At 59.7% G+C, this 20,248-nt stretch carries 16 protein-coding genes and 2 tRNA genes; 15 read left to right on the forward strand and 3 right to left on the reverse strand.

Going from position 1 to position 20,248, the window contains the following annotated elements:
- Window positions 1–566 precede the first annotated feature (566 nt).
- The 8 genes from OXI69_03010 to OXI69_03045 all read left to right on the forward strand — a co-directional run bounded on the left by OXI69_03010 (window position 567) and on the right by OXI69_03045 (window position 9,890).
- Window positions 567–1,913 (forward strand): histidine kinase, encoded by a 1,347-nt coding sequence (locus OXI69_03010; GenBank protein ID MDE2665102.1) that lies wholly within the window; start codon window positions 567–569, stop codon window positions 1,911–1,913.
- A 27-nt stretch (window positions 1,914–1,940) separates the two neighbouring features.
- Entirely contained in the window at window positions 1,941–2,708 is a 768-nt protein-coding gene (locus OXI69_03015) for a LytTR family DNA-binding domain-containing protein (GenBank protein MDE2665103.1), read from the forward strand.
- Window positions 2,709–2,846: 138 nt separating this feature from the next.
- On the forward strand, window positions 2,847–3,074 hold the full coding sequence (locus tag OXI69_03020; protein ID MDE2665104.1) for a DUF465 domain-containing protein: 228 nt from the start codon (window positions 2,847–2,849) through the stop codon (window positions 3,072–3,074).
- Window positions 3,075–3,436: 362 nt separating this feature from the next.
- A complete protein-coding gene (locus tag OXI69_03025) occupies window positions 3,437–4,057 on the forward strand; it encodes a phosphatidylserine decarboxylase (protein ID MDE2665105.1) in 621 nt (206 codons plus the stop codon).
- Window positions 4,047–4,865: a CDP-diacylglycerol--serine O-phosphatidyltransferase gene (gene pssA / locus OXI69_03030; GenBank protein ID MDE2665106.1), complete on the forward strand. Its 819-nt coding sequence runs from the start codon at window positions 4,047–4,049 to the stop codon at window positions 4,863–4,865. The genes OXI69_03025 and pssA overlap by 11 nt, the downstream gene beginning before the upstream one ends.
- Before the next feature lie 151 nt (window positions 4,866–5,016).
- Window positions 5,017–5,973, forward strand: coding sequence for a D-glycerate dehydrogenase (locus tag OXI69_03035; protein MDE2665107.1), 957 nt, complete (start codon window positions 5,017–5,019; stop codon window positions 5,971–5,973).
- A gap of 2 nt (window positions 5,974–5,975) precedes the next feature.
- Window positions 5,976–8,801 carry an insulinase family protein gene (locus OXI69_03040; GenBank protein ID MDE2665108.1) on the forward strand — a complete coding sequence of 942 codons (2,826 nt, stop codon included), beginning with the start codon at window positions 5,976–5,978 and terminating at the stop codon, window positions 8,799–8,801.
- A gap of 18 nt (window positions 8,802–8,819) precedes the next feature.
- Complete coding sequence (locus OXI69_03045; protein MDE2665109.1) at window positions 8,820–9,890, forward strand: VWA domain-containing protein; 1,071 nt, start codon at window positions 8,820–8,822, stop codon at window positions 9,888–9,890.
- 172 nt (window positions 9,891–10,062) lie between these two features.
- Here the strand turns inward: OXI69_03045 and OXI69_03050 are convergent, their stop codons facing one another.
- A complete protein-coding gene (locus tag OXI69_03050) occupies window positions 10,063–10,821 on the reverse strand; it encodes a rhomboid family intramembrane serine protease (GenBank protein ID MDE2665110.1) in 759 nt (252 codons plus the stop codon).
- A gap of 157 nt (window positions 10,822–10,978) precedes the next feature.
- Between OXI69_03050 and OXI69_03055 the strand changes: the two genes are divergently transcribed.
- On the forward strand, window positions 10,979–12,535 hold the full coding sequence (locus OXI69_03055) for a sulfatase-like hydrolase/transferase (GenBank protein MDE2665111.1): 1,557 nt from the start codon (window positions 10,979–10,981) through the stop codon (window positions 12,533–12,535).
- On the opposite strand, the gene OXI69_03060 is transcribed toward OXI69_03055, so the two are convergent.
- Window positions 12,499–13,344 (reverse strand): carbon-nitrogen hydrolase family protein, encoded by an 846-nt coding sequence (locus tag OXI69_03060; protein MDE2665112.1) that lies wholly within the window; start codon window positions 13,342–13,344, stop codon window positions 12,499–12,501. The genes OXI69_03055 and OXI69_03060 overlap by 37 nt on opposite strands.
- Window positions 13,337–14,356 (reverse strand): carbon-nitrogen hydrolase family protein, encoded by a 1,020-nt coding sequence (locus OXI69_03065; protein MDE2665113.1) that lies wholly within the window; start codon window positions 14,354–14,356, stop codon window positions 13,337–13,339. Before OXI69_03065 ends, OXI69_03060 begins: the two co-directional genes overlap by 8 nt.
- Before the next feature lie 192 nt (window positions 14,357–14,548).
- Between OXI69_03065 and OXI69_03070 the strand changes: the two genes are divergently transcribed.
- The 6 genes from OXI69_03070 (at window position 14,549) to OXI69_03095 (ending at window position 19,928) form a co-directional block, all read left to right on the forward strand.
- A tRNA-Arg gene (locus OXI69_03070) sits at window positions 14,549–14,625 on the forward strand.
- Window positions 14,626–14,802: 177 nt separating this feature from the next.
- Window positions 14,803–16,164 (forward strand): hypothetical protein, encoded by a 1,362-nt coding sequence (locus OXI69_03075; GenBank protein MDE2665114.1) that lies wholly within the window; start codon window positions 14,803–14,805, stop codon window positions 16,162–16,164.
- A 10-nt stretch (window positions 16,165–16,174) separates the two neighbouring features.
- Window positions 16,175–16,951, forward strand: a complete 777-nt coding sequence (locus OXI69_03080; GenBank protein MDE2665115.1) for a hypothetical protein — start codon at window positions 16,175–16,177, stop codon at window positions 16,949–16,951.
- Between the two features lie 124 nt (window positions 16,952–17,075).
- Window positions 17,076–17,540, forward strand: coding sequence for a tRNA adenosine(34) deaminase TadA (gene tadA / locus OXI69_03085; GenBank protein ID MDE2665116.1), 465 nt, complete (start codon window positions 17,076–17,078; stop codon window positions 17,538–17,540).
- A 37-nt stretch (window positions 17,541–17,577) separates the two neighbouring features.
- Window positions 17,578–17,671 (forward strand) — tRNA-Ser (locus tag OXI69_03090).
- Window positions 17,672–18,209: 538 nt separating this feature from the next.
- Window positions 18,210–19,928 (forward strand): amidohydrolase family protein, encoded by a 1,719-nt coding sequence (locus OXI69_03095; GenBank protein MDE2665117.1) that lies wholly within the window; start codon window positions 18,210–18,212, stop codon window positions 19,926–19,928.
- Window positions 19,929–20,248: the final 320 nt, after the last annotated feature.

The following is a 20,248-nucleotide window of genomic DNA, read 5'->3' on the forward strand; positions in this document are numbered from 1 at the left end:
ACAAGGCTTCCAGTAGAACTCTATCACTCCCCCCTTGAGGGGGAGTCGGCGAGGCCAACGCGGCGCCCCGAAAGCGAAGCCCGCAGTCGAACCGGTGGGGGTCCAGTCTCCCAGGTTCGTAAGAGGCCCCTGTTTCTCCCTGTATGATCTGCCCGGCAGGGCAGGAGCGTTACCTGGCTGGAACAGCGCCCAGCGCCAAGTGTCGAAAAACCGATTCATAGTCAAACAGGAGCAGTGAATCACAGATGGACACGAATGAACACAGATTACTCTTGGTAGCGGATCGATCCTCGATTGCAGGCGTCCACAGCTCGAGTGGAAGAGGCTGGTGCCATGACTCCATTCAAGTCCATTGGTGCGAATTCGTGGATCTCTTTTCGCTCCATGCCTGCGGGTCTGTTGCGACCCCTGGCACGGCCCGCGGCCGGGCGCCCTGTCTGGCATTCTCGGGAGTCGGGTGTTAGAGTAGCCGCACGGTGATGCTGCGCCTCCACGCTTCGGGCGGGCGATCCTATTTCGCGCTACCGTCGCCAGCGACGTGGACTGCCGTTGAGGGAATTTCAGTAGTGGAAATCTTTGCCGCCAACCGGGAGATATTGATTGCGCTCCTGGTCAAGCTGGGGATTATCGCCTCCCTGGCGTCCTTGCTGACTCGTTCTCAAACCTTTCGCAAAACGCTCTTTGCCGAGGAGAGGGAAGCCGCGGAGAAACTCACCCTCATCCGGTTTTGGGGTCTGCCGCTCTGTATCGGGGTGGTCATCCGAGGCGCCGGGGTGGGCAGCGGGACCATCAATCCGTTCGCTGCCTTCGACCTCAGCCTGGAGGGCACTTTCATTGCCGGTCTCCTGGGCGGCACCGTCGTCGGAGCCATTGTCGGGGGCTGCGTGGGGATGGTGGCGCTGCTGCAGCAGCAGGAGTGGGCGGCCCTGGCGATCTACCCGACCCTGGGGCTGTTGAGCGGGCTGCTGCGCAACCTTTCGCCCAGGAAAGAAGAGATCTGGAACTTCTCGCCCTTCGTTTTTATCAACCTGATTCTTTCCTTCTTTTCCAGGCAGCTTTTCAGCAAGAGCGGCTGGCAACTCATCTTCTTTTTCAGTTGCGTCGGCGTGGAGGCCCTGCGGCAGCTACTGGGACAAGCATTGACCTCGTCGCGACTGTTTTATTTTCCCACCGACAGCCTGATCGTGTTTGCCCTGATTCTGGTGGCCTCGCTGAGCTGCATCGGAGTCACCCTGAAGGTCTGGAACAACACCCGGCTGGAAATCAAGCTTGCCGAGCAGGAGGTGCTGGTGGTGAGGGCCCGCCTGGACGCCCTGGCCAATCAGATCAATCCTCATTTCCTCTTCAACACCCTGAACTCCATCGCGTCGCTGATCCGTTCCAACCCCGCCAAGGCGAGAGCCACTGTCCTGAAGCTTTCGCACATCCTGCGCAAGCTGTTGCAGGGACACGAAAACTTCATCCCTCTGCGGGAGGAAGTGGAGTTTATCGACAACTACCTGGACATCGAAGTGAGTCGCTTCGGGAAAGACAAGCTGAGAGTCGAAAAGGAAATCGACGATCGGACGCTGTCCTGCATGATTCCCAGCATGATCCTGCAGCCGATCATCGAGAACTCGATCAGACACGGCATTTCGCCCAAGATCGAAGGGGGCCGAATCAGGATTTGCTCGGTGCTCCAGGAGGAACGCTTGTGTATTCAGGTTGCCGACGACGGGCTTGGAATTTCCAACGACAAGCTGTCTTCGATCTACCACTCCGGAATCGGTATCAGTAACGTGCTGGAGCGGTTGAAGGTGGCTTATCAGACCGATTTCGCATTTACGGTGAGCAGCCGGCCCGGGGAAGGCACCTTTACCCATATTGAAATCCCCCTGCAGGAATCCCGCGAAAACCGGGCGGCCGGAGCCTGATTGGTTCCGGGGAGAGAAAATCCTGAGATGCCTATTTCCTGTATCCTGGTTGACGATGAGGAGTTGGCCCTGGAGGAGCTTCACTTCCTGCTGGATTCGGTTCCCGGCGTCGGGGTGGTCGGCCAGGGCCGCAACGGGGTGGAAGCCATTCGTCTGGTCAAGGAGTTGGAGCCGGATCTGATGTTTCTCGACATTCAGATGCCTGGACTCAACGGTTTTCAGGTGGTTCACCAGCTGGTCAAGGAAGAGGTTCTGCCTCAGGTCATTTTTGTCACGGCTTACGACCAGTATGCGGTCAGGGCCTTTGAGGTCAACGCGGTGGACTACATCCTCAAGCCGGTTGAAAAATCCAGGCTGGAAATGGCCATCCAGAGAGCAAGGAAGCAACTGGAGTCCAATGTTCCGGTCGACGACCGGATCAGGAACCTGCTCAAGCAGTTCATTCCGGCCACCCCCAGGAAGTCGAAGCTTCTGGTCACGGACAGGAAACGCCACCTGATGGTCGATGCCGACGACATTGTCTTTGCCAGCGTTTCGGATGGCTGTGTTCAGGTGTCCACCCGGGATCTCAATGGGGAGACCCACTATCGAACTCTGGAGGAGTTGCAGGCCAATCTGGATCCGCAGGTCTTCTGGCGTGTTCATCGGTCCTTCCTGGTAAATATCAACAGGATCAAGGAGGTGGTTCCCTGGTTCAACCGGACCCTGCAGCTCAAGATGGCCGACCAGGCCGGGACCGAAATACCGGTGAGTCGTTCCAACTCCCGAAAACTGAAGGAATACTTGAAGCTGTAGTGTTTTTGACACAGGAGACCAGCCTGTTCGCGAGCGGCCCGATTGCTCCTTGAGTTGGTCTTTGGCGCTGTGATAGTTTTGGGCAATGGAGGCAGATCGGAAATCAGGCTTTAGCAAACAGAAGGAGGACAAGGAACGGTGTCAAGCGCCTTGGATATTAGAGAGCATCTCTTGCAGTCCAGTGACGAGTTCAGAAAACTTGCCAAAGAACACAGCGCCTATGACGAAAAACTGTCCCTATTGCTGAACAGAAGTTTTCTTTCCGAGCAAGAAAAGCTCGAGGAAGTGACCTTGAAGAAGTTGAAGCTGCGGGCCAAGGACCGAATGCAGCAGATGATTCAAGCCCAGAGGCAGCAGCAGGACTGAAGGTCCGGGTGGGCGGGCTTGGCTGAGGCCCGCCAGGGAATGGTCGGACCTTGAAGGATGTTTGGCCGGATCGAAAGGGAACCCTGCGGTTCCCTTTTTTCGTTCCGGCAGACAATGTTGCAGCCGGTCGAGCCCACATTTCTCACCGGGGAGTCGATCGAGGCAGTCAATATCTACAAGACCTTTAATTGGATGCATTCAACATTTTGATAATAAAAATCATTGTATCCTTATTTCCGCGAGCCGGTGAGGAATCCGAGTGAGAGAGCAGCGGCTCCAAGGCTGCTGACATCCTGGCAGGTGACGGCTTCCACCCGGCACCTGATATATAATGGATGGGCTACGAAGCCAGGGTCGCTACCATGAAGATCGCCGCTGATGCCTTTGTCTTCCTGATCCCCCTGCTGGTGATCACCGGTCTGCTGTGGATCATGGGCTTCATGCTGCTCGGGTCGGTTTGTCTGGGGATCGCTCTTTTGGTTGGGCTCTTTTTCCGCGACCCCCACCGGAATATACCGGGCGAAGAGGATCTGGTTCTGGCTCCGGCGGACGGGAAGGTCGTGGATTTGGCGAAGCAAGCGGATGGGACCACCAGGGTTTCCATCTTTCTCTCCCTTTGGGACGTGCACATCAACCGCTCGCCGATCGCGGGCACCATCCAGGATGTTTGCTATCATCCGGGAAAATTCCGAATGGCCTTCGACCGGCGCGCTTCGGTAGAGAACGAGTGCAACGTACTGACGGTCGCCAACGGTTCCTTGACAGTCCGTTTCAGTCAGATCGCCGGGATATTGGCGCGTCGAATCGTATGCTGGAAGAAGCCTGGTGACGCGGTCGAGTCCGGCGAGCGCATCGGCTTGATTCGGTTCGGCTCCAGGGTGGATGTTTTTGTTCCCGAAACGGTGGTTCTGGAATTGAGTCGGGGAACTCGGGTGCGGGGAGGCAGCACCGTAATCGGAAGGGTCGTGCGCAATGAGGAGTAATTCCCAAAAACGCCGGTTTCGGCGGGGCATTTACGTCCTGCCGACGCTGTTCACCATCGGGACCATCTTCTGCGGATTTTTTGCGGTCACCAACGCCCTCAAGGGTGAATTCAACCTGGCTGCCATTGCCATCGGCTTTGCCGTGGTGTTCGATGGGCTGGACGGCAGGATCGCCCGAATGACCAACTCCTGCAGCGAATTCGGCGTGCAGATCGATTCCCTGGCCGATGTGGTTACCTTTGGTCTGGCTCCGGCCATACTGGCCTATCTCTGGGGAGTTCGGACACTCGCTCCGGAGTCGCCCCATTCGCTGCACCTGCAACAACTGGGATGGATCGTTTGCTTTGGCTTCCTGGTGTGTGGCGCCATGCGGCTGGCGCGTTTCAACATCCAGAGCGCAAAGCCCTCGCCCTCGGGAACCGGATCGGAAAGGCCCTTTGTGGGAATGCCGATTCCGGCCGGCGCAGCCATGATTGCCGCCGCCGTGCACTTTTCTCCGGAACCTCCGGAACACTGGCTCGCGGGGATTCTGTGGAATGTGCTGGTTGGATTCCTGGGCTTCTTGATGGTCAGCACGCTCAAATATCCCAGTTTCAAGCATATCGACCTCAAGAGCCGCAAGCGATTCGTCAATTTCGTGCTCCTGGCCATGCTGGTGGCGCTCATCTACTTCTACTCGCAAATCGTCCTGCTCCTCATGGCTGCCGGGTACGCGTTTTCGGGATTGGGGTGGAAGGCTTACGGCCTGGTCAAACAAAAGCCGGAAGGCGTCCTGACAGCCGGAAAGCTCAGGGCGGATGATACCTGAACCCCCGGCATGTCCGAGCCGGGACCCCCGGGCCTCTGTGGTTCTCCGCCCGAAGCGCCGCGGCTGCGGCCGAATCCCTGTCCCCGCTTCCAGGGTAGCGGGGTCCACGAACAAGGCCTTTCCATCTCCTGCATCATTGCGGTAACTGCCGATGCCTCGATCGCTGATTCTGGTAGACGTGCCTCTGGCTTCCTTTATTGAAGAGCTGTTTGCTCCGGACTGCCGCTCGGGACCCTGGAGTTTGCTGGAGGAGGGATCCAGGGAATCCCTGCAGGAGGTCGCGGGACTTTTTCTTTACGGTCATCCCATTATTGACGGGCCCTTTATGGACCGCTTGCCCAATCTCAAAGTGATCAGCAACTTCGGTGTCGGCATCGACCATGTGGATCTTGCGGCCGCGGCGACCCGGGGCATTGCGGTGGGGAACACCCCCGGAGCGGTAGAAGGAGCCACCGCCGACCTGACCATGGCCCTGCTGCTGGCCTCAGCCCGCAACCTGGTTGCCGGTGACCGCTTTGCACGTGGGCCTGACTTTCTGTACTACGACCCCTCGCTGTTCCTGGGACGAGAAGTCCACGGCAGCACGCTCGGAATTGTCGGCCTGGGCCACATCGGGCGTGAGGTGGCTCGTCGGGCTCGCGGATTCGACATGCGGATTCTCTACCACTCCCGGCACCGAAAGCCGGTGGCGGAGAGCGAGCTGGGAGCGGAGTATGCCAGCCTGAGGGAACTTCTTGAACAATCCCATTTCGTGACGCTCAATGTTCCCATGACGCCGGAGACCAGGCACCTGATCGGAGAGGAGCAGCTTTCCTGGATGCGTCCGGACGGCATTCTCATTAACGTGGCCCGGGGAGGGGTAGTGGATCACGAGGCACTCTATCGGGTCCTGGCCGACAAGAGGATTGCCGGCGCCGCCATTGATGTCACCGAACCTGAGCCATTGCCACGCGACCACCCGCTGCTGCAATTGACCAACCTGGTGATCACTCCTCACCTGGGTTCAGCCGGATCGCGGACCCGCCTCCGCATGGCCCGGATGACCGTGGACAACATTCGAGCCGGTCTGCAAGGCAAGCCCCTTCCCTACGCGGTCGAACAGTTCTGAGCATGGTCCCCACACGGTCCAATTGGCGAGCGGCGGTTCTCTGCGGTTGGCTGGGACTGTTGAGCCCCATCGGCCTGGTGGAGCCCGCCAATTCCTGCCACGCCTCGCAAGACAATGCAGCCGACTCTCCACCGCTGAGAATCGTCGGGCCCTTTATGTCTCGAGAGGATGTCGGGCCCTTCACCAAGGTCGTGTTCAAGAACGGCCTGTCGGTGCTCCTTTTCGAGAGGAGCAACACGCCGCTGGTGGCCATGGTGACTTACGTCAAGGCCGGCCGCCTGCACCAGGACGCATCCAGTCAGGGTTTCTGGGATTTCTGGTCTCCGCTGCTGCTTCATTCCCCATTAACCGGTGGACAGGAAACGGTTGCCCGGGAAGCCAGGAGAATCGGAGCGGTGTTGGAAACCGGGGTGGGTGAGGACCATGCCTGGTTTTCCACTGTTCTTCCCCGAGAAGCCTATCGGAAGGGATTGGACCTTCAAGTCGCCGCTCTTGAGAAATGGAATCCGTCGCCCGAGAGAGTGCGGAAACTTCTACGAACAGTCCGCCAACCGCGCCGATTCAGAAAGGCCTCCCCGGAGCGCGAGTACGGCCGGCAGCTGTTTGACCTGGCGTTGAGAAGGGGAAGGGGATTCGATCAAAGGACCGGTTCCCCCGGCAATCTGCATGACATCGACGGTTCTCGATTCAGCAGAATTCATAGTCGTTGGTTCGCTCCCGGCAACGTCTTGCTCACCGTCACCGGTGATTTTGACCGGCGGGCTCTCCTGCGAGAGATCGTCAAGCGTTTCCGCGCACTTCCTACGGGACCCACGCTCGATCATCCGCCCGCTCCCACCCCCGGAACGGATGGCTTCACCTACGCCTACCGGCGGGCAGACCTGCATCAAGCGGGGATCCAGATGGGATTTCCCCTGCCTGCCGCCTTCACCCGGGACTGGTACGCCTGCAAGGTGCTGCAAGCCGTATTGACGGCAGGCAAGACTTCGGTGCTGAATCGCCGCCTGGAGATGGCCCGGTCGACGGTTCATGTGGCCGATACCGACACCATCGTTCCTGGCCAGACCGGTTTTCTCTCCCTGAGCCTTGGCGCGGGCGGTCCGGGGTTGGACCGGTCGGCGGTGACCGCTCTGGCCGCTATAGAGCGGATCAGGCGGGGCGTCCTGGCTGAATCGGACCTCCAGCGAGCCCGGGCGTTGGTCGCTGTCGAGTATCTGCAGGCACAGGAAGGGCTGTTGGGCCTGGCGATTCAGATTGCCCGGCACGAGCACCTGGCGGATTTCAAGATCTGGCAGGAAACCCTTCAGAGAATCGAATCGGTGACCTCTGAGGAAGTGGTTGCCGCAGCCCGTCGGTATCTCGCTCTGGAAAGGTGCACGCTTCTGGAGTACCAGTCGAACTCGCAGGAGATCAGGCAATTCAACTCCAACAGCTACCGCGAGTTCCTGAGAATTGCGCTGCCTCGCGCCGTCGGTGAAATCAAGGGCGACGATTGGATCGAGGTTCCCCTGCCGGAGCAGACGGAGCAGGCAGAAGGGCGGTCGTCCAGTCAGAGGGGCCCCCGGGAAATCAGCACGGCGGGGCTGGTGCCGCCCCTGAGAAAGTTCTCCATCCTCAGAGGACCTGACGTTTGGGTCCAGGAAGGGCGCTGGTTGCCGCTTGCCTCCATGGGGATCTTCTTTCCGGGTGGCCAGGCCTCGGAACCACCAGGCAAGCAGGGAATTACCGGCCTGATGGCTGCCGCCGCAATCGGGGCCGGGTCGGCCCTGCAACCCACCCATCCGGCCGCCCTCATGGAGAGGCTGGGAGTGGAAGTGAATGCAGTGGTAAACCCTGACTATTTTGGTTTTGTGCTCCATGGTCTCTCCGAAAATTTCGCCGCCTGTGTGGATATTCTGGCGGATTCCCTGCAACGGCCGACCTTCGAAGAAGAGGCCATTACGGCTCAGAAACAGGCCTTGCGCTTGCAAACCGCAAGGCAGTTGGACGATCCACGCCGTCAGGCGGAGCAATTGTTCCTGCGGGCCGCCTACGGCGCTCATCCCTATGGCAGGGGCCCCAATGGAGAGCGGGCAGCCCTGCAAACGTTAACCCGTCAGGACCTGTTGGAATGGCACCGGCGATATGTCCTGGGTACTCAGCCGGTTGTGGTCATTGCCGGAGACGTGGAGGGGAGCTTCTTTGCCGCCAGGTTCGCGGGCAAGTGGAGGCGCTCCGGGATGTCCCGCATCGAATACGAAGACATTGCCGATCTGCAAAGTCTGACCGGGGCTCGCGCGCTCGAGGGAAGGACCGGGAAGGGGCATCCCTGGCTGGCACAGGCCGGATTTCTGGGGCCGCAGGCCTCCGATCCGCGACTGGCGGCCTTTACGGTGCTGCAGCACCTGGCCTCAGGTATCGGAGGCAGCCTGTCGCTGGCTCTGAAGCAGCGCCAGGGTTTGGCAATCGACATCCTGGCCTCGCAGCGCCGACTGAAGTGGGGGGGATACTTCTTTGCCCGCCTGACGGCTGCACCCACTGACGGTGCCAGGGCTCTGGAGGCAGTGCGAGCTCAGCTGACCGCGCTGGGCGAGGGATCGCTGTCGGAGGAGACTATCGATCAGGCCAGGAGAGCAGCCATCCGAAACTATCGGACTTCCAGCCAGCACCGGCGCCGGCAGGTTCTGGAACTGGCTGAGAAAGCTATTTTCGGACAGTCCGTCTATGACGTCACCAACACCCTGAAGCAAATCGAGGCAGTGAAATCCAAGGAAGTTGCCGCGCTGGCGCGGGAATTCTTCCGGCCGGAGCTTTTTATTGCCGGGGTGGTTCCAGGGTCCGAGCCTTGACCCGTCCCCATGATACCCGTGTTAGAATCCAGTGCCATGTACACCCGTTGCGCTTGGACCGCCATGGTGATCCTGCTCGGGTTGGCGCTGCTGTCGCCATTGCCCTTGGCGGGACACGGCCCTCCACCCGGAAGTCCACAGGAGGACGACGGGCCTTTCCGTCTGGAAGTGGATGTGGACCTGGTGGTGTTGAACGTCACGGTGGTGAACGAAAACGGAGACAATGTCACCGACCTGACGCGGGAAGATTTTACGGTTTTCGAGAACGGGATCCGGCAGGACATCTCAACTTTTTTCCCGGTGGAGGCTCCCTTCAAGTTGGTGCTGCTGGTCGACACCAGCATCAGCACTCGAAACAATCTCAACCTGATCAAGGATGCCGCCCGCAACTTCACCAAGGAACTGCGTCCCGACGACCAGATATCGGTCACCGAAACCCACTTTTTCCCCCAGGAAGTTCAGAAGTTCACCAATAGACGCAAGCTGCTTCGAAGAGCCATCAAGCGGTTGTCCACCTATTCGGTCGGCGGCTCTCGGGTCTACGACGGGGTGGACATGGCCCTCAAGAGCCTGCAACGGACTCGCAGCGGCCGCAAGGCCATCGTGGTGCTGAGTGACGGAATGGAGAACTCCAGCCGGGTGTCTTTCGATGAATTGCGCAGACGACTGGCCCAGGACGATGCCGTCTTCTATCCCATCACTATCCTGAACAAGGACCGGCAGAAGCAGATCCTGGAACGCTATATCCGGGAAAGCGAGGACAAAGAGGAGGATCCCTACGTGGAAAACGCTCGGCTGAGTCTCTCGGTTCTGGAGGAGGTCTATCAGATTCAAACCGAGCGATTGAGCCAGCTTTCCAACGAGACCGGCGGAAAAATGTTCCTGGTGGCCGACCTGTCGGACCTGAAAGGAGAATACTCCAAGGTTGCCCATGAATTGCGGCACACCTTCAGTCTGGCTTACTATTCCAACAGCCCCGCTACACAGGGTGGAATGCGGCGAGTCCGGGTAGAGGTGAGAGATCCCAGCCTTCGGGCCAGGACCCGCACCACCTATTTCGTGCCTGAGACGGATCGGGCCGGCTTCTGAACGGTCTGCTCCGAAATATTGCCGGTGCAGAGGATCGTTTCCGGCCGGGTTGCACTTGCGGCCGGGTCACCGGAGGCATCCGGGACGGTTTTTCGCCGGCGGGCAGTTGCTTCTTGCTCGAGTGCTTGAGGGTAAAAGGGGTTGAGGAGAGCGCTTCCCCGCGGAAGGGCGGTTAATGGATGGTGTCGTTATCGCGGCGTTGGCGTTCTTTCCTGTTGAGGTATACCTCGAATTTTTGTCGGGCCCGCCGAAAACGGTACTCCAGGTAAGCGTCCTTGATCGGTTGATACCATCTCGCTCCCGGCCGGCCTCGATAGGGACCTCGCTTCAGATAGAGGTAGCCCACCAGCATGCCGCCGAGGTGAGCCGCATGGGAAATTCCGGAGGCGCTTCCGGACAAGCTCGAAAGGAAGGCAATGCCCCCGAAGACCATCACGGCGATTTTGGCGGGAAGCGGGAAGAACAGCATCACGTAGATGATGCGGTCGGGAAAGGTCATCCCGTAAGCCAGCAGGACGCCATAGATGGCTCCCGAAGCCCCCAAGGTCGATCCCTGATAGGAAAAGAAGTTGACCACCGTGATGCAGAGGCCGGCGCCGATTCCGGTTACCAGGAAGTAGCGCCAGAATTGCCGCCCTCCCCAGTAACGCTCCAATTCGCACCCGAACATGAAAAGGATCAGCATATTGATCAGCAGGTGAAAGACGCCGGCATGCAGGAAGATGTAGGTAAACAACTGCCAGAGATAAAGGCTGCCGAGCACCATCGAAGGGGTGAGGCTGAACAGAGCCGTGATCGGTCCGCTCAGTCCTCCCGAAAGGACCTGCATCACGAACACCACCACGCAGGCGATGATGATCCACTTCACCGTGGGTGTCAGGGGCCCCCCAAAGGAGATGGAGCTGGTCGCGTATCGATAGCGGTAATTCATGAACTCACCTCAAGGAAAGGTGCGCTGGGGGCTTGGGCTATTGTAGCGGGTTTTGGTGGCAATGCCATTCCGAAACAACCGGGAGGCAGGGTCAATCGGCACGATTCCCGGATTGCGCCGTGACCGGGCCGGATGGCAGGTGGAGGACCGCAATTTCATGAAGATCATGCTTGCGCTGGTGCTTGCCCTGTGGATGCTTTACGGGGGTTCGGAATTCCACGCCTCCCAGCGCGAGGGCCCGGCGGAGGAGACTCAAGAGAATCCAGGCGCTGAGGATGCCAAGGGTTCCGGAGCGGCCGAGGAAGGTGGAGAAGTTGAAGAAGTTAAAGAAGGTGAAGAAGTTGAAGAAGAGGAGCCGCCTCGTCCCCCCAACGTCCTGTTGATCCTGGTGGATGATCTGGGCTATGGGGACCTGTCCAGTTCGGGCGCGGAGGACTTGCAGACCCCTCACATCGACGCTCTGGTCGAATCGGGCATGCGCTTCAATCAATTTTATGCGAATTCGACGGTGGGAGCTCCCACCCGCGCGGCACTCTTGACCGGAAGGTACCCTGACCTGGTAGGAGTCCCGGGAAACATTCGGCCCGAGCCCGAGAGGAGTTGGGGCTACCTGAATCCGGAGGCAACGCTGCTTCCCGGTTTGCTGCAGCAGGCGGGATACCAGACCGCCCTGATCGGCAAGTGGCATCTGGGTCTGGAATCGCCCAATCTCCCCAACGAGCGGGGATTCCACCTGTTCCGGGGGTTTTTGGCCGACCGGATGGACGACTATTTCCTTCACACGCGCCGCGGCGTGAACCACATGCGGTTCAATGCAGAGACCATCGAGCCGGCCGGACATGCCACCGACCTCTTCACCCAATGGGCGATCGACTATCTGATGGATCGGGCAGAGGACGACCAGCCGTTTTTTCTCCTTCTTGCCTACAATGCCCCTCGTGCGCCGGCTCAACCGCCGCCTTTCCACCTGGAGCGGCTGGCGCAGCGGAGTGGGGGGCTGAGCGAAAAACGGGCCCGTTTGGTGGCTCTCATCGAGCATCTGGATGAGGGAATCGGAATGGTGATGGAGGCGCTCCGGGAAAACGGGCAGGACAGCGAAACCCTGGTGTTGTTTACCAGTGACAATGGCGGGGACCTGCGGGCGGAAGCCAACTGCGGGGACCTGCGGGGTGGAAAGAGGGAGATGTACGAGGGAGGGATTCGGGTACCGCTGGTGGTGGTCTGGCCGGAGAAAATCCGTCCCGGCACTACCTCCAACCGGCTGGCGCTGACCATGGATCTTTTCCCGACCATCTGTACGGTGGCGGGGCTGACGGTGGAGTCGGAGACCGACGGAGTGTCCCTGTTCAGAACCCTGGTGGGGCAAATGGCGCCGCCGATCGAACGCACCCTCCATTGGGTTCGCCGGGAGGGAGGGCGACTCCACCAGGGACAAGACTACTATGCGGTCCGCCAGGGGCACTGGAAGCTGCTGCAGAACTCACCCTTCGAGCCCTTCAAGCTGTTCAATGTGAGGGAGGACCCCCTGGAAGAACACGACCTTGCCGAACAGGAGCCCCGCGTGGTTTCCAGGCTCTCGCGCATTCTTCGACTGCGGATCCAAAAGGCCGGCGCCGTTCCCTGGCAACCCGGGCCGCCCCCTCCGTCCGAGTCGGAAGTCCCGTCCGAGCCGGAAGCTCAGTCCGATTCGGAAGCTTCCACGATCTTGCCGTAGTACTGGGGCCTGCGGTCCTTGAAGCGGTTGATTTCGTGTTTGCCGGGAACGCGGGTGATGTGCTTGTCGCGAGCGGCAGAGGGATCGATTTCAGCGAAGATGATGTCTTCATCCTCGGGGCCGGCCAGGGCCAACGTCCGGCCCGAGGGATCGGCGATACGGCTTGTGCCGATGAAGCGAAACCCTCTCTCCCGGCCGACCCGATTGACCGCCACCGAATACACCTTGTTTTCCAGGCCCCTGGCGTTGACCAGAAACTCGGCGAACTCCTCCGCCCCCGTGGGCCAGTTGGTTGGAAGCAGAATCATGTCGGCTCCCTGGAGTGCCATGGTGCGCGCGCTCTCCGGGAAGGATCCGTCGTAGCAGATGTTGAGCCCGATGCGTCCAAGAGAGGTCTGGTGCACCCCGAAACCCAGATCTCCAGGGTCCACGAAGCGGTCCACTCCCAAATAGGGTAGATGCACCTTGCGGTACTTGCCCACCACCCCCTCCGGTCCAATCAAGACCGCCGCATTGAAGCAGCGGTCACCGTCTTTCTCCAGCATCCCCAGAACCAGGTAGGCCCGGGTTCTGTGGCAGAGACCGGCCAAAAGTTGAGTGGAAGGCCCGGGAATGGATTCGGCGTAGGGAAGGGCTTCCTGGAGGCTTTCGAAACAGTAACCCGTCAGGGCGCATTCGGGAAAAACCACCAGTCGAGCCTGCTTGGCGACGGCGATCTCCACCGAATCGATCATCCCCGCCAGGTTGGCCTCCTTGTCCATCAGGGTGGGGTCCATCTGCACCCCGGCCAGCGTGAATTTTTCAGGCATTGTCACCTCCGCTATAAAAGGCGTGCTGATGTAGACGGGTTGTGGTGAATGTTCCCGGGTCCGGGTCGGAAGCTTCCACGATCTTGCCGTAGTACTGGGGGCGGCGATCCGTGAAGCGGTTGATTTCGTGTTTGCCGGGAACGCGGGTGATGTGCTTGTCGCGAGCGATGGAGGGATCGATTTCAGCGAAGATGATGTCCTCTTCCTCGGGACCGGCCAGGGCCAGGGTCCGGCCCGAGGGGTCGGCGATACGGCTTGTGCCGATGAAGCCAAACCCTCTCTCCTGGCCGACCCGATTGACCGCCACCGAATACACCTTGTTCTCCAGGCCTCTGGCGTTGACCAGAAACTCGGCGAACTCCTTGGCCGCCGCGGTCCAGTTGGTTGGCAGCAGAACCATGTCGGCTCCCCGAAGTGCCATGATGCGTGCGCTCTCGGGAAAGGATCCGTCGTAGCAGATGTTGAGGCCGATACGTCCCAGAGGGGTCCGGTGCACCCCGAAACCGAGATCTCCGGGGTCCACGAAGCGGTCCACTCCCAGACAGGGCAGATGCACCTTGCGGTATTTGCCCACCACCCCCTCCGGTCCAATCAAGACCGCCGCATTGAAGCAGCGGTCCCCGTCCTTTTCCAGCATCCCCAGAACCAGGTAGGCTCGGGTTCTGTGGCAGAGACCTGCCAGGAGCTGGGTGGAGGGACCGGGGATGGATTCAGCGTAGGGAAGGGCTTCCTGGAGGCTTTCGAAACAGTAACCCGTCAGGGCGCATTCGGGAAAAACCACCAGTCGAGCCTGCTTGGCGACGGCGATCTCCACCGAATCGATCATCCCCGCCAGGTTGGCCTCCTTGTCCATCAGGGTGGGGTCCATCTGCACCCCGGCCAGCGTGAATTTTTCAGGCGTCTTCGTCGATTCCATGGGTCGAGTATGGACGAAGGGTTGAAATGAGTGCCTGGGGATACCCCGGATGGCCTGGAATGCGCCCACCCGGGAGCGCGGGCGTCCCGCCCGCATTCTTGTTCCTTAACCTGTCAGGTGCACAGGCGATACTCCCGGCCCTTGAACGGACCACCGGTAAGGAATCCCGGTACTAAAATCACGTTGTCCAGCCCGCCGCCGGACGCCATTTGATCCGGCCGGGCAGATATGTTACAAGATGGGGTCGCTTGACGAAAGTCAGTCTCGCCGTGCCGGCCCTCATGCGGAGCGCCCGTAGCTCAGTTGGATAGAGCGTTGGTCTACGAAACCAAAGGTCGCAAGTTCGAATCTTGCCGGGCGTACCACTTCCCCATCTCTCGTTCAATTGCAGGCGGCTTGCTTGGGCTGCCCGAGCGGCCGTTCCCCTGGAGCCGGCGGCAGTCTCGATATTGGCCATCAGTGTTTCGTTTTTGGATCAATCCCCGGGATGATTGGATGTTGTCTGACGGTGACATGGGGTAGCAAAAGGGAGGTTGGAATCGATGAATAATCGGAACCTCACGGATCGGCGAAGCTTCCTGAGGAGTGTCGGGGCCGGGTTGGGTCTGGGCCTGGCAGGGCCGGTCGGACCCTTGGCCTTCCCCGGCGGATCGTGGGCCAGTGAATCTCCCGCAATGGTTCGATACCGCTGGGTCAGCGTGCGCGAAATCCATGGAGACGGCACCCACAACGCCTGGCCTGACATCTGTCGCTGGCAGGGGCGCTACTATGTGGCTTTCAACTCGGGCGGCAAGAACCACGGCGGAGGCCACGGCCTCCTGGTCGTTTCTTCGACCGATGGCGTCAACTGGGAGACGGTGCTTCACAAGTCTGCAGGGGAGTGGGGAGTCCTGGAGAACACCACCCGTACGACCGTGTGCCCCAAGTTTCTTCCCCTCAAAGATCGGTTGATTCTGGTCTTTTACTTCTATACCTCGGGAGATATGGACGTCAGCCCGCAACGCAAGGCCGATCTCAAGCGCCGCTGGCTGAGCCTGAAGGGATCGGAGGAAAGCTTCGAACGGTGGGTCGGCCACCACAATACATCTTTTCGTACCGGGGTCAGCTACACCGAGGACGGCGTCCGCTTTGAGGACCCTGAGCCCTTGCTGGACCCGAGCTGGCGGATCTGGCGGCCCCAGACCTTCAAGGGGCGCCACTACATTATCGGTTACCGCTGCCACGGGCAGGAGTGGTCCTTTTCGCCTGAGCTGGAGAGCATGATTCCGGAGGCCCACACCTTCGAGATGTTCGAGAGCGCCTCCTTGTTCAGCTCGGCGGACGGTTTGAGCTGGGGGAAGGTCAGCGATATTGCCGCCGAGGACAACGACGAGACCGACTTCGACTTCGCCCCGGATGGCCGAATCCTGGCGGTGAGCCGCAAGGGCGCTTCCTCCAAGCTTCATCCGGGAGCCAGGCCCGGGAGCCGGCATGCCCTCGCATACCTCAGCCATCCGCCCTATCGGAGCTGGCGGCGCCTGCCCCTGGATCGAATGATTCAAGCCCCGGCGGTGCGCTGGGCCAAGGATCGATGGATGGTCGCCGGCCGCTATATCGACGGAGATAGCGAGCAGGTTCACCCGCAGCGCCCTGACTATCCTCACAAAGCACAGCGCTACGGGACCCGCATGTGGACCCTGGAGGACCGGACCGGCGCCCTGACCCAGGCGGTAACCTTGCCCAGTTGGGGAGACTGTTCCTATCCGGGCATGATCGAGGAAGCCAATGGCGATTTGCTGGTGGTTTATTATTCCCACTCGATCACCACTGACGCCCATCAGTACATCGGCGGCGGGCTGTGGCCGGGCAAGATGCCTCCCGCCTCGATCTATCTGGCCCGAGTGGTCAGGGAAGAGTTGGGTTAGGACTCTGCCGTTGCTCCCTCCGAATTCTCTGTTCGCCATGATCGCCGGCGTCATCCTGGGCGTGCCCATGCTGTCCGGATTTGCGTTTCCGTTCTCGCCTCGGCCGACACCCGTGCAGGCGGGCTGTTTCGAGGCCGCGGGAACCGGGGGAACAACAGTCTTCGGACCCATGCGGGAAAAGGCCCTGGTTTGGGACCGCTTCCTGCTGGGGTTCCTGGTCCGCCGGATTGCCGGCCAACAGTTGGAAGCCTATCGGAAAGAGCAGGGAATCCCGCTCCGCTTCATGCTGGCTCAGGAAGACGGCGGAGCCCTCCCATCGGGTGTCCGGGAGGTGCTGAGGCGGTCGGGAACGGCGGGCAACCTTGAGTCCCATCCCTGCGGAACGGCCGTCCAGGCCTTTGTCAAGGATCTCGGAAGCCATGGACTGTCGGAATGGCTGCTGCCCGACTGGGTGCTGGAATTTAACAGGAAGGGCAAGGTCATCGCCCGCTGGGATCTCCCCTTGAACGCGCCGGTTCGGGCGGTCCAGGGGGATTCCATCTGGGTGAGCTGGGACCCGCAGCCGCTCTGTTCCAGCCAAAGCCTGGACGTGAAGGCCTATCTGGTGATCGGAAGGGATGGAAGTCTCAGGGCCGCCACCCGCCCGGGGCTCATCTCGGAGGGACGCAAAATCGAATGCCCCAACAGCCCCGACATCCCGCCTTCCGAGTTCCTGGTCTGCGAGTCCCTGCGAGACCTCAAGACCCGCAAGAGACGCAGATTGGCCTACCAATTGCCCTGCGACTGAAACCGGCCCGGCTCGAAGCGGTCTCCTACCGCCTCTCAAAGGCCGCGGCAAGGTCATCGGCAGGGCCCGAAGGTTCAGGTGTCCGATGTTCGATCTGAATTCAAGTCCCGCTAAAGGAACTGTGGTGAGCCATCAGGACCCGCCCATAGCCGATCCTTTCATGGAAATGGCCCTGCGCCTGGCCCGAAAGGCTTTCTCGATGAACGAGGTCCCGGTGGGGGCAGTGGTGGTGGTGGATGGCAACGTGGTGGGACGGGGCTATAACCAGAGTATCACCCGATCAGATCCGACGGCCCACGCCGAGGTGGTGGCCCTGCGCCAGGCTGCCAGAAGCGTGGGGAATTACCGTTTGACTTCAGCGACGATTTATTGCACCTTGGAGCCGTGTGCCATGTGTGCCGGCAGCCTGGTGTGGGCCCGGGTCCAACGCCTCGTCTACGGCGCCAAAGACCGCAAGGCCGGCGCGGTCGATTCCCATCTCCGGCTGTTCGAATCGGGATCGGTCAACCACCGGGTGGAGGTGGTGTCGGGGGTCGGGGAAGCCGAATCCGTCAAGCTGTTGCAGGAGTTCTTCCGGCTTCGGCGCTAGCCCGATTCCGGGCTGTCGAGACACAGTCCCATCATGCGGAGAGGTACCGAAGTGGTCATAACGGGGCCGCCTCGAAAGCGGTTAGGGGGTTAGTCACTCCCACGCGGGTTCGAATCCCGCCCTCTCCGCCAGGAATGATATGTAAGTCTATTATCATGATTATTTTATCTAGTTTAACAATTGGTTTGATCCACCCTGTAATCCCCCGCCCGTAAACGCCGTTAACATTCTTACATCCCCTGTCCAGTTGTCTGAAACCCAGCATTCTGAGCTGGAACACTTTTCTGTCAGACATTATTGCCCCGAGAAGAATAAACGTACCACCCGGTCTGCCGGCCACAGGGAGATGGGTTCGTGGAAGGATTGCCCAGCACACTGCTGATGGAGCACATTCACGTCGAGAGTCAAATGAAGATCCAATGAACCGTGGAAGTGGCTTTTGCCCTGAAACAGGTCCTGGAGTTCTAAACCCGGGTTCACAACTCCAAGTGCTGTAAACCCTTTTACAACCACTGGTACAAGAACTCGGTCCGGTCAGGAACTTTCTCAGCTGACTTTCAAGTCTTGGTGATTGATCCAAGGTCCCAATGGAAATGGGTTGAATTCTCCAGACGAGTTGCCAAAGATGTCACGAACATTGTCCCAGGTAAGACCTGAAAGGAGGCGATCATGAGATTCTGGCTGCCTTGGACCTTGATCGCAGCCTTGGCGATTGTCAGTTGTCAGTCAACCAACGACTATGCCGTGTTGATTCGTGGCGGTACGGTTTACGACGGATCGGGTAACGCGCCGATTGTGACCGACGTTGCCATCGCTGGAGACACGATCGCTGCAATGGGCAATCTCGAGGGGGCCACTGCCGATCAGGTGATCGATGCTACGGACCTGGCTGTTGCGCCCGGATTCATCAACATGCTGAGCTGGGCCACCGAATCCCTCATCATCGACGGTCGCAGCCAGGGAGATCTCCTTCAGGGCGTCACCCTCGAAGTATTCGGAGAGGGGAAGTCACCTGGGCCAATGAACGAGGCCATGAAGCAGGTATGGCTGGACCGTTTCTCCAGATATGTCGGGTCTGACGAGGAAGTATCCAGGCTACTGGACAGTGACCAAGTCCCGTGGACTACGTTGGGTGAGTACCTGGAGTTTCTGGAGGCGAAGGGTGTTTCCACGAATATCGCCTCGTTCGTGGGGGCTACATCGGTCCGCATTCATGAACTCGGCTACGAAGATCGCAAGCCTTCTCCAAAGGAACTCGAGCGCATGATCGCGCTGGTCACCGAAGCCATGAAAGACGGCGCTTTGGGCCTTGGCTCTTCGCTCATCTACGCTCCGGCTTTCTACGCCGAGACTGACGAGTTGATTGCGCTCTCCGCCGAGGCGGCCAGGTTTGGAGGCATGTACATTTCTCATTTGAGAAGCGAGGGGAATCGTCTAATCGAGGCGCTCGATGAACTGCTTACGATTGCCGAGGAGGCCGACATTGCGGCCGAGATCTACCACCTCAAGATGAGCGGCGAGGAGAACTGGTCAAAGATCGAAGACGTGGTAGAGCGCATCGAAGCAGCCCAGGCAAAAGGCCTCCGCATCACGGCCAACATGTATACCTACACGGCCGGAGCCACCGGCTTGAATGCCGCGATGCCTCCGTGGGTTCAGGAAGGCGGGTACGCGGCGTGGAGCGAACGGTTACAGGATTCGGAAACCCGCAACAGGGTGGAGCGCGAGATGCTGGAGCGATCCGACGATTGGGAGAACCTCTTGAGTGCGGCCGGTTCCGAAGGAACCCTTCTGACCCGTTTTTTGAATCCCGACCTGAAGAAATACAACGGGTGGACTCTCGCCGAGGTCGCCGCCGAGCGAGGGACTTCCCCGCAGCAAACGGCTATGGATCTCGTGATCGAAGACGGCAGCCGTGTCGGGGTGGTGTACTTCCTGATGTCCGAGCAAAACGTGAAGCGCCTCATTGCCTTGCCCTGGATCTCTTTCGGATCGGACGCAGCGTCCATGGCACCGGAACCACCCTTCAACCACTTCGGCACGCACCCGCGTGCATACGGAAACTTCGCCCGACTCCTTGGAAAATACGTTCGTGAGGAGAGTGTGATTTCTTTAGAAGAAGCGATCCGGAGACTCACGTCTCTCCCGGCCGGGAACCTCGGGATCAAGAGACGTGGAAGCCTCACACCCGGGTTTTTCGCGGACATCGTCGTCTTCAACCCCGACGGAATCGTGGATCATGCCACTTACAAAGACTCACATCGATTTTCGTACGGCGTGATGCACGTTCTCGTCAACGGTCAGCCGGTCATCAAAGAGGGTGAGCACACCGGCGCAACTCCGGGCCGGGTGGTGCGGGGACCAGGGTGGACGGGTGGCGACCTGTAGCCCAGCTATGCACCTGCCCTGAGGTTGCGCCGAATCCACGGTCAACTCGGCAAGAAAAAAAGGGGACGTTGTTGAATTACTGGAATAACTCTCCCAGTTTCTTATTCCTGGCCGGCCGAAACGGCGAAGCAGCAGATGCTCTCTGGAGCGCGTCGGCACACCCGCAGGCAAAGACAGCGCGATTCGTCCTCATAACGCGTCCGAAACGTTGCACCAAGCAGTTCCACAACGGAATCTTGGACGTTTACCGCGGTTCTTCCTTCCTCTCTAGGCGTCAACAGAATCGCCAGACAGAATAATTCCACTAATTCAACAACGTC

It is taken from the genome of Acidobacteriota bacterium (assembly GCA_028875575.1).
Lineage (GTDB): Bacteria > Acidobacteriota > Terriglobia > Versatilivoradales > Versatilivoraceae > Versatilivorator.

Bases quoted from the DNA above. Each gene is read 5' to 3' on its own strand.
- OXI69_03015 (MDE2665103.1), top strand. From the start codon at position 1,941: ATGCCTATTTCCTGTATCCTGGTTGACGATGAGGAGTTGGCCCTGGAG.
- OXI69_03025 (MDE2665105.1), top strand. From the start codon at position 3,437: ATGAAGATCGCCGCTGATGCCTTTGTCTTCCTGATCCCCCTGCTGGTG.
- pssA (MDE2665106.1), top strand. From the start codon at position 4,047: ATGAGGAGTAATTCCCAAAAACGCCGGTTTCGGCGGGGCATTTACGTC.
- OXI69_03035 (MDE2665107.1), top strand. From the start codon at position 5,017: ATGCCTCGATCGCTGATTCTGGTAGACGTGCCTCTGGCTTCCTTTATT.
- OXI69_03040 (MDE2665108.1), top strand. From the start codon at position 5,976: ATGGTCCCCACACGGTCCAATTGGCGAGCGGCGGTTCTCTGCGGTTGG.
- OXI69_03050 (MDE2665110.1), bottom strand. From the start codon at position 10,821: ATGAATTACCGCTATCGATACGCGACCAGCTCCATCTCCTTTGGGGGG.
- OXI69_03055 (MDE2665111.1), top strand. From the start codon at position 10,979: ATGAAGATCATGCTTGCGCTGGTGCTTGCCCTGTGGATGCTTTACGGG.
- OXI69_03060 (MDE2665112.1), bottom strand. From the start codon at position 13,344: ATGCCTGAAAAATTCACGCTGGCCGGGGTGCAGATGGACCCCACCCTG.
- OXI69_03065 (MDE2665113.1), bottom strand. From the start codon at position 14,356: ATGCGGGCGGGACGCCCGCGCTCCCGGGTGGGCGCATTCCAGGCCATC.
- OXI69_03075 (MDE2665114.1), top strand. From the start codon at position 14,803: ATGAATAATCGGAACCTCACGGATCGGCGAAGCTTCCTGAGGAGTGTC.
- OXI69_03095 (MDE2665117.1), top strand. From the start codon at position 18,210: ATGAGATTCTGGCTGCCTTGGACCTTGATCGCAGCCTTGGCGATTGTC.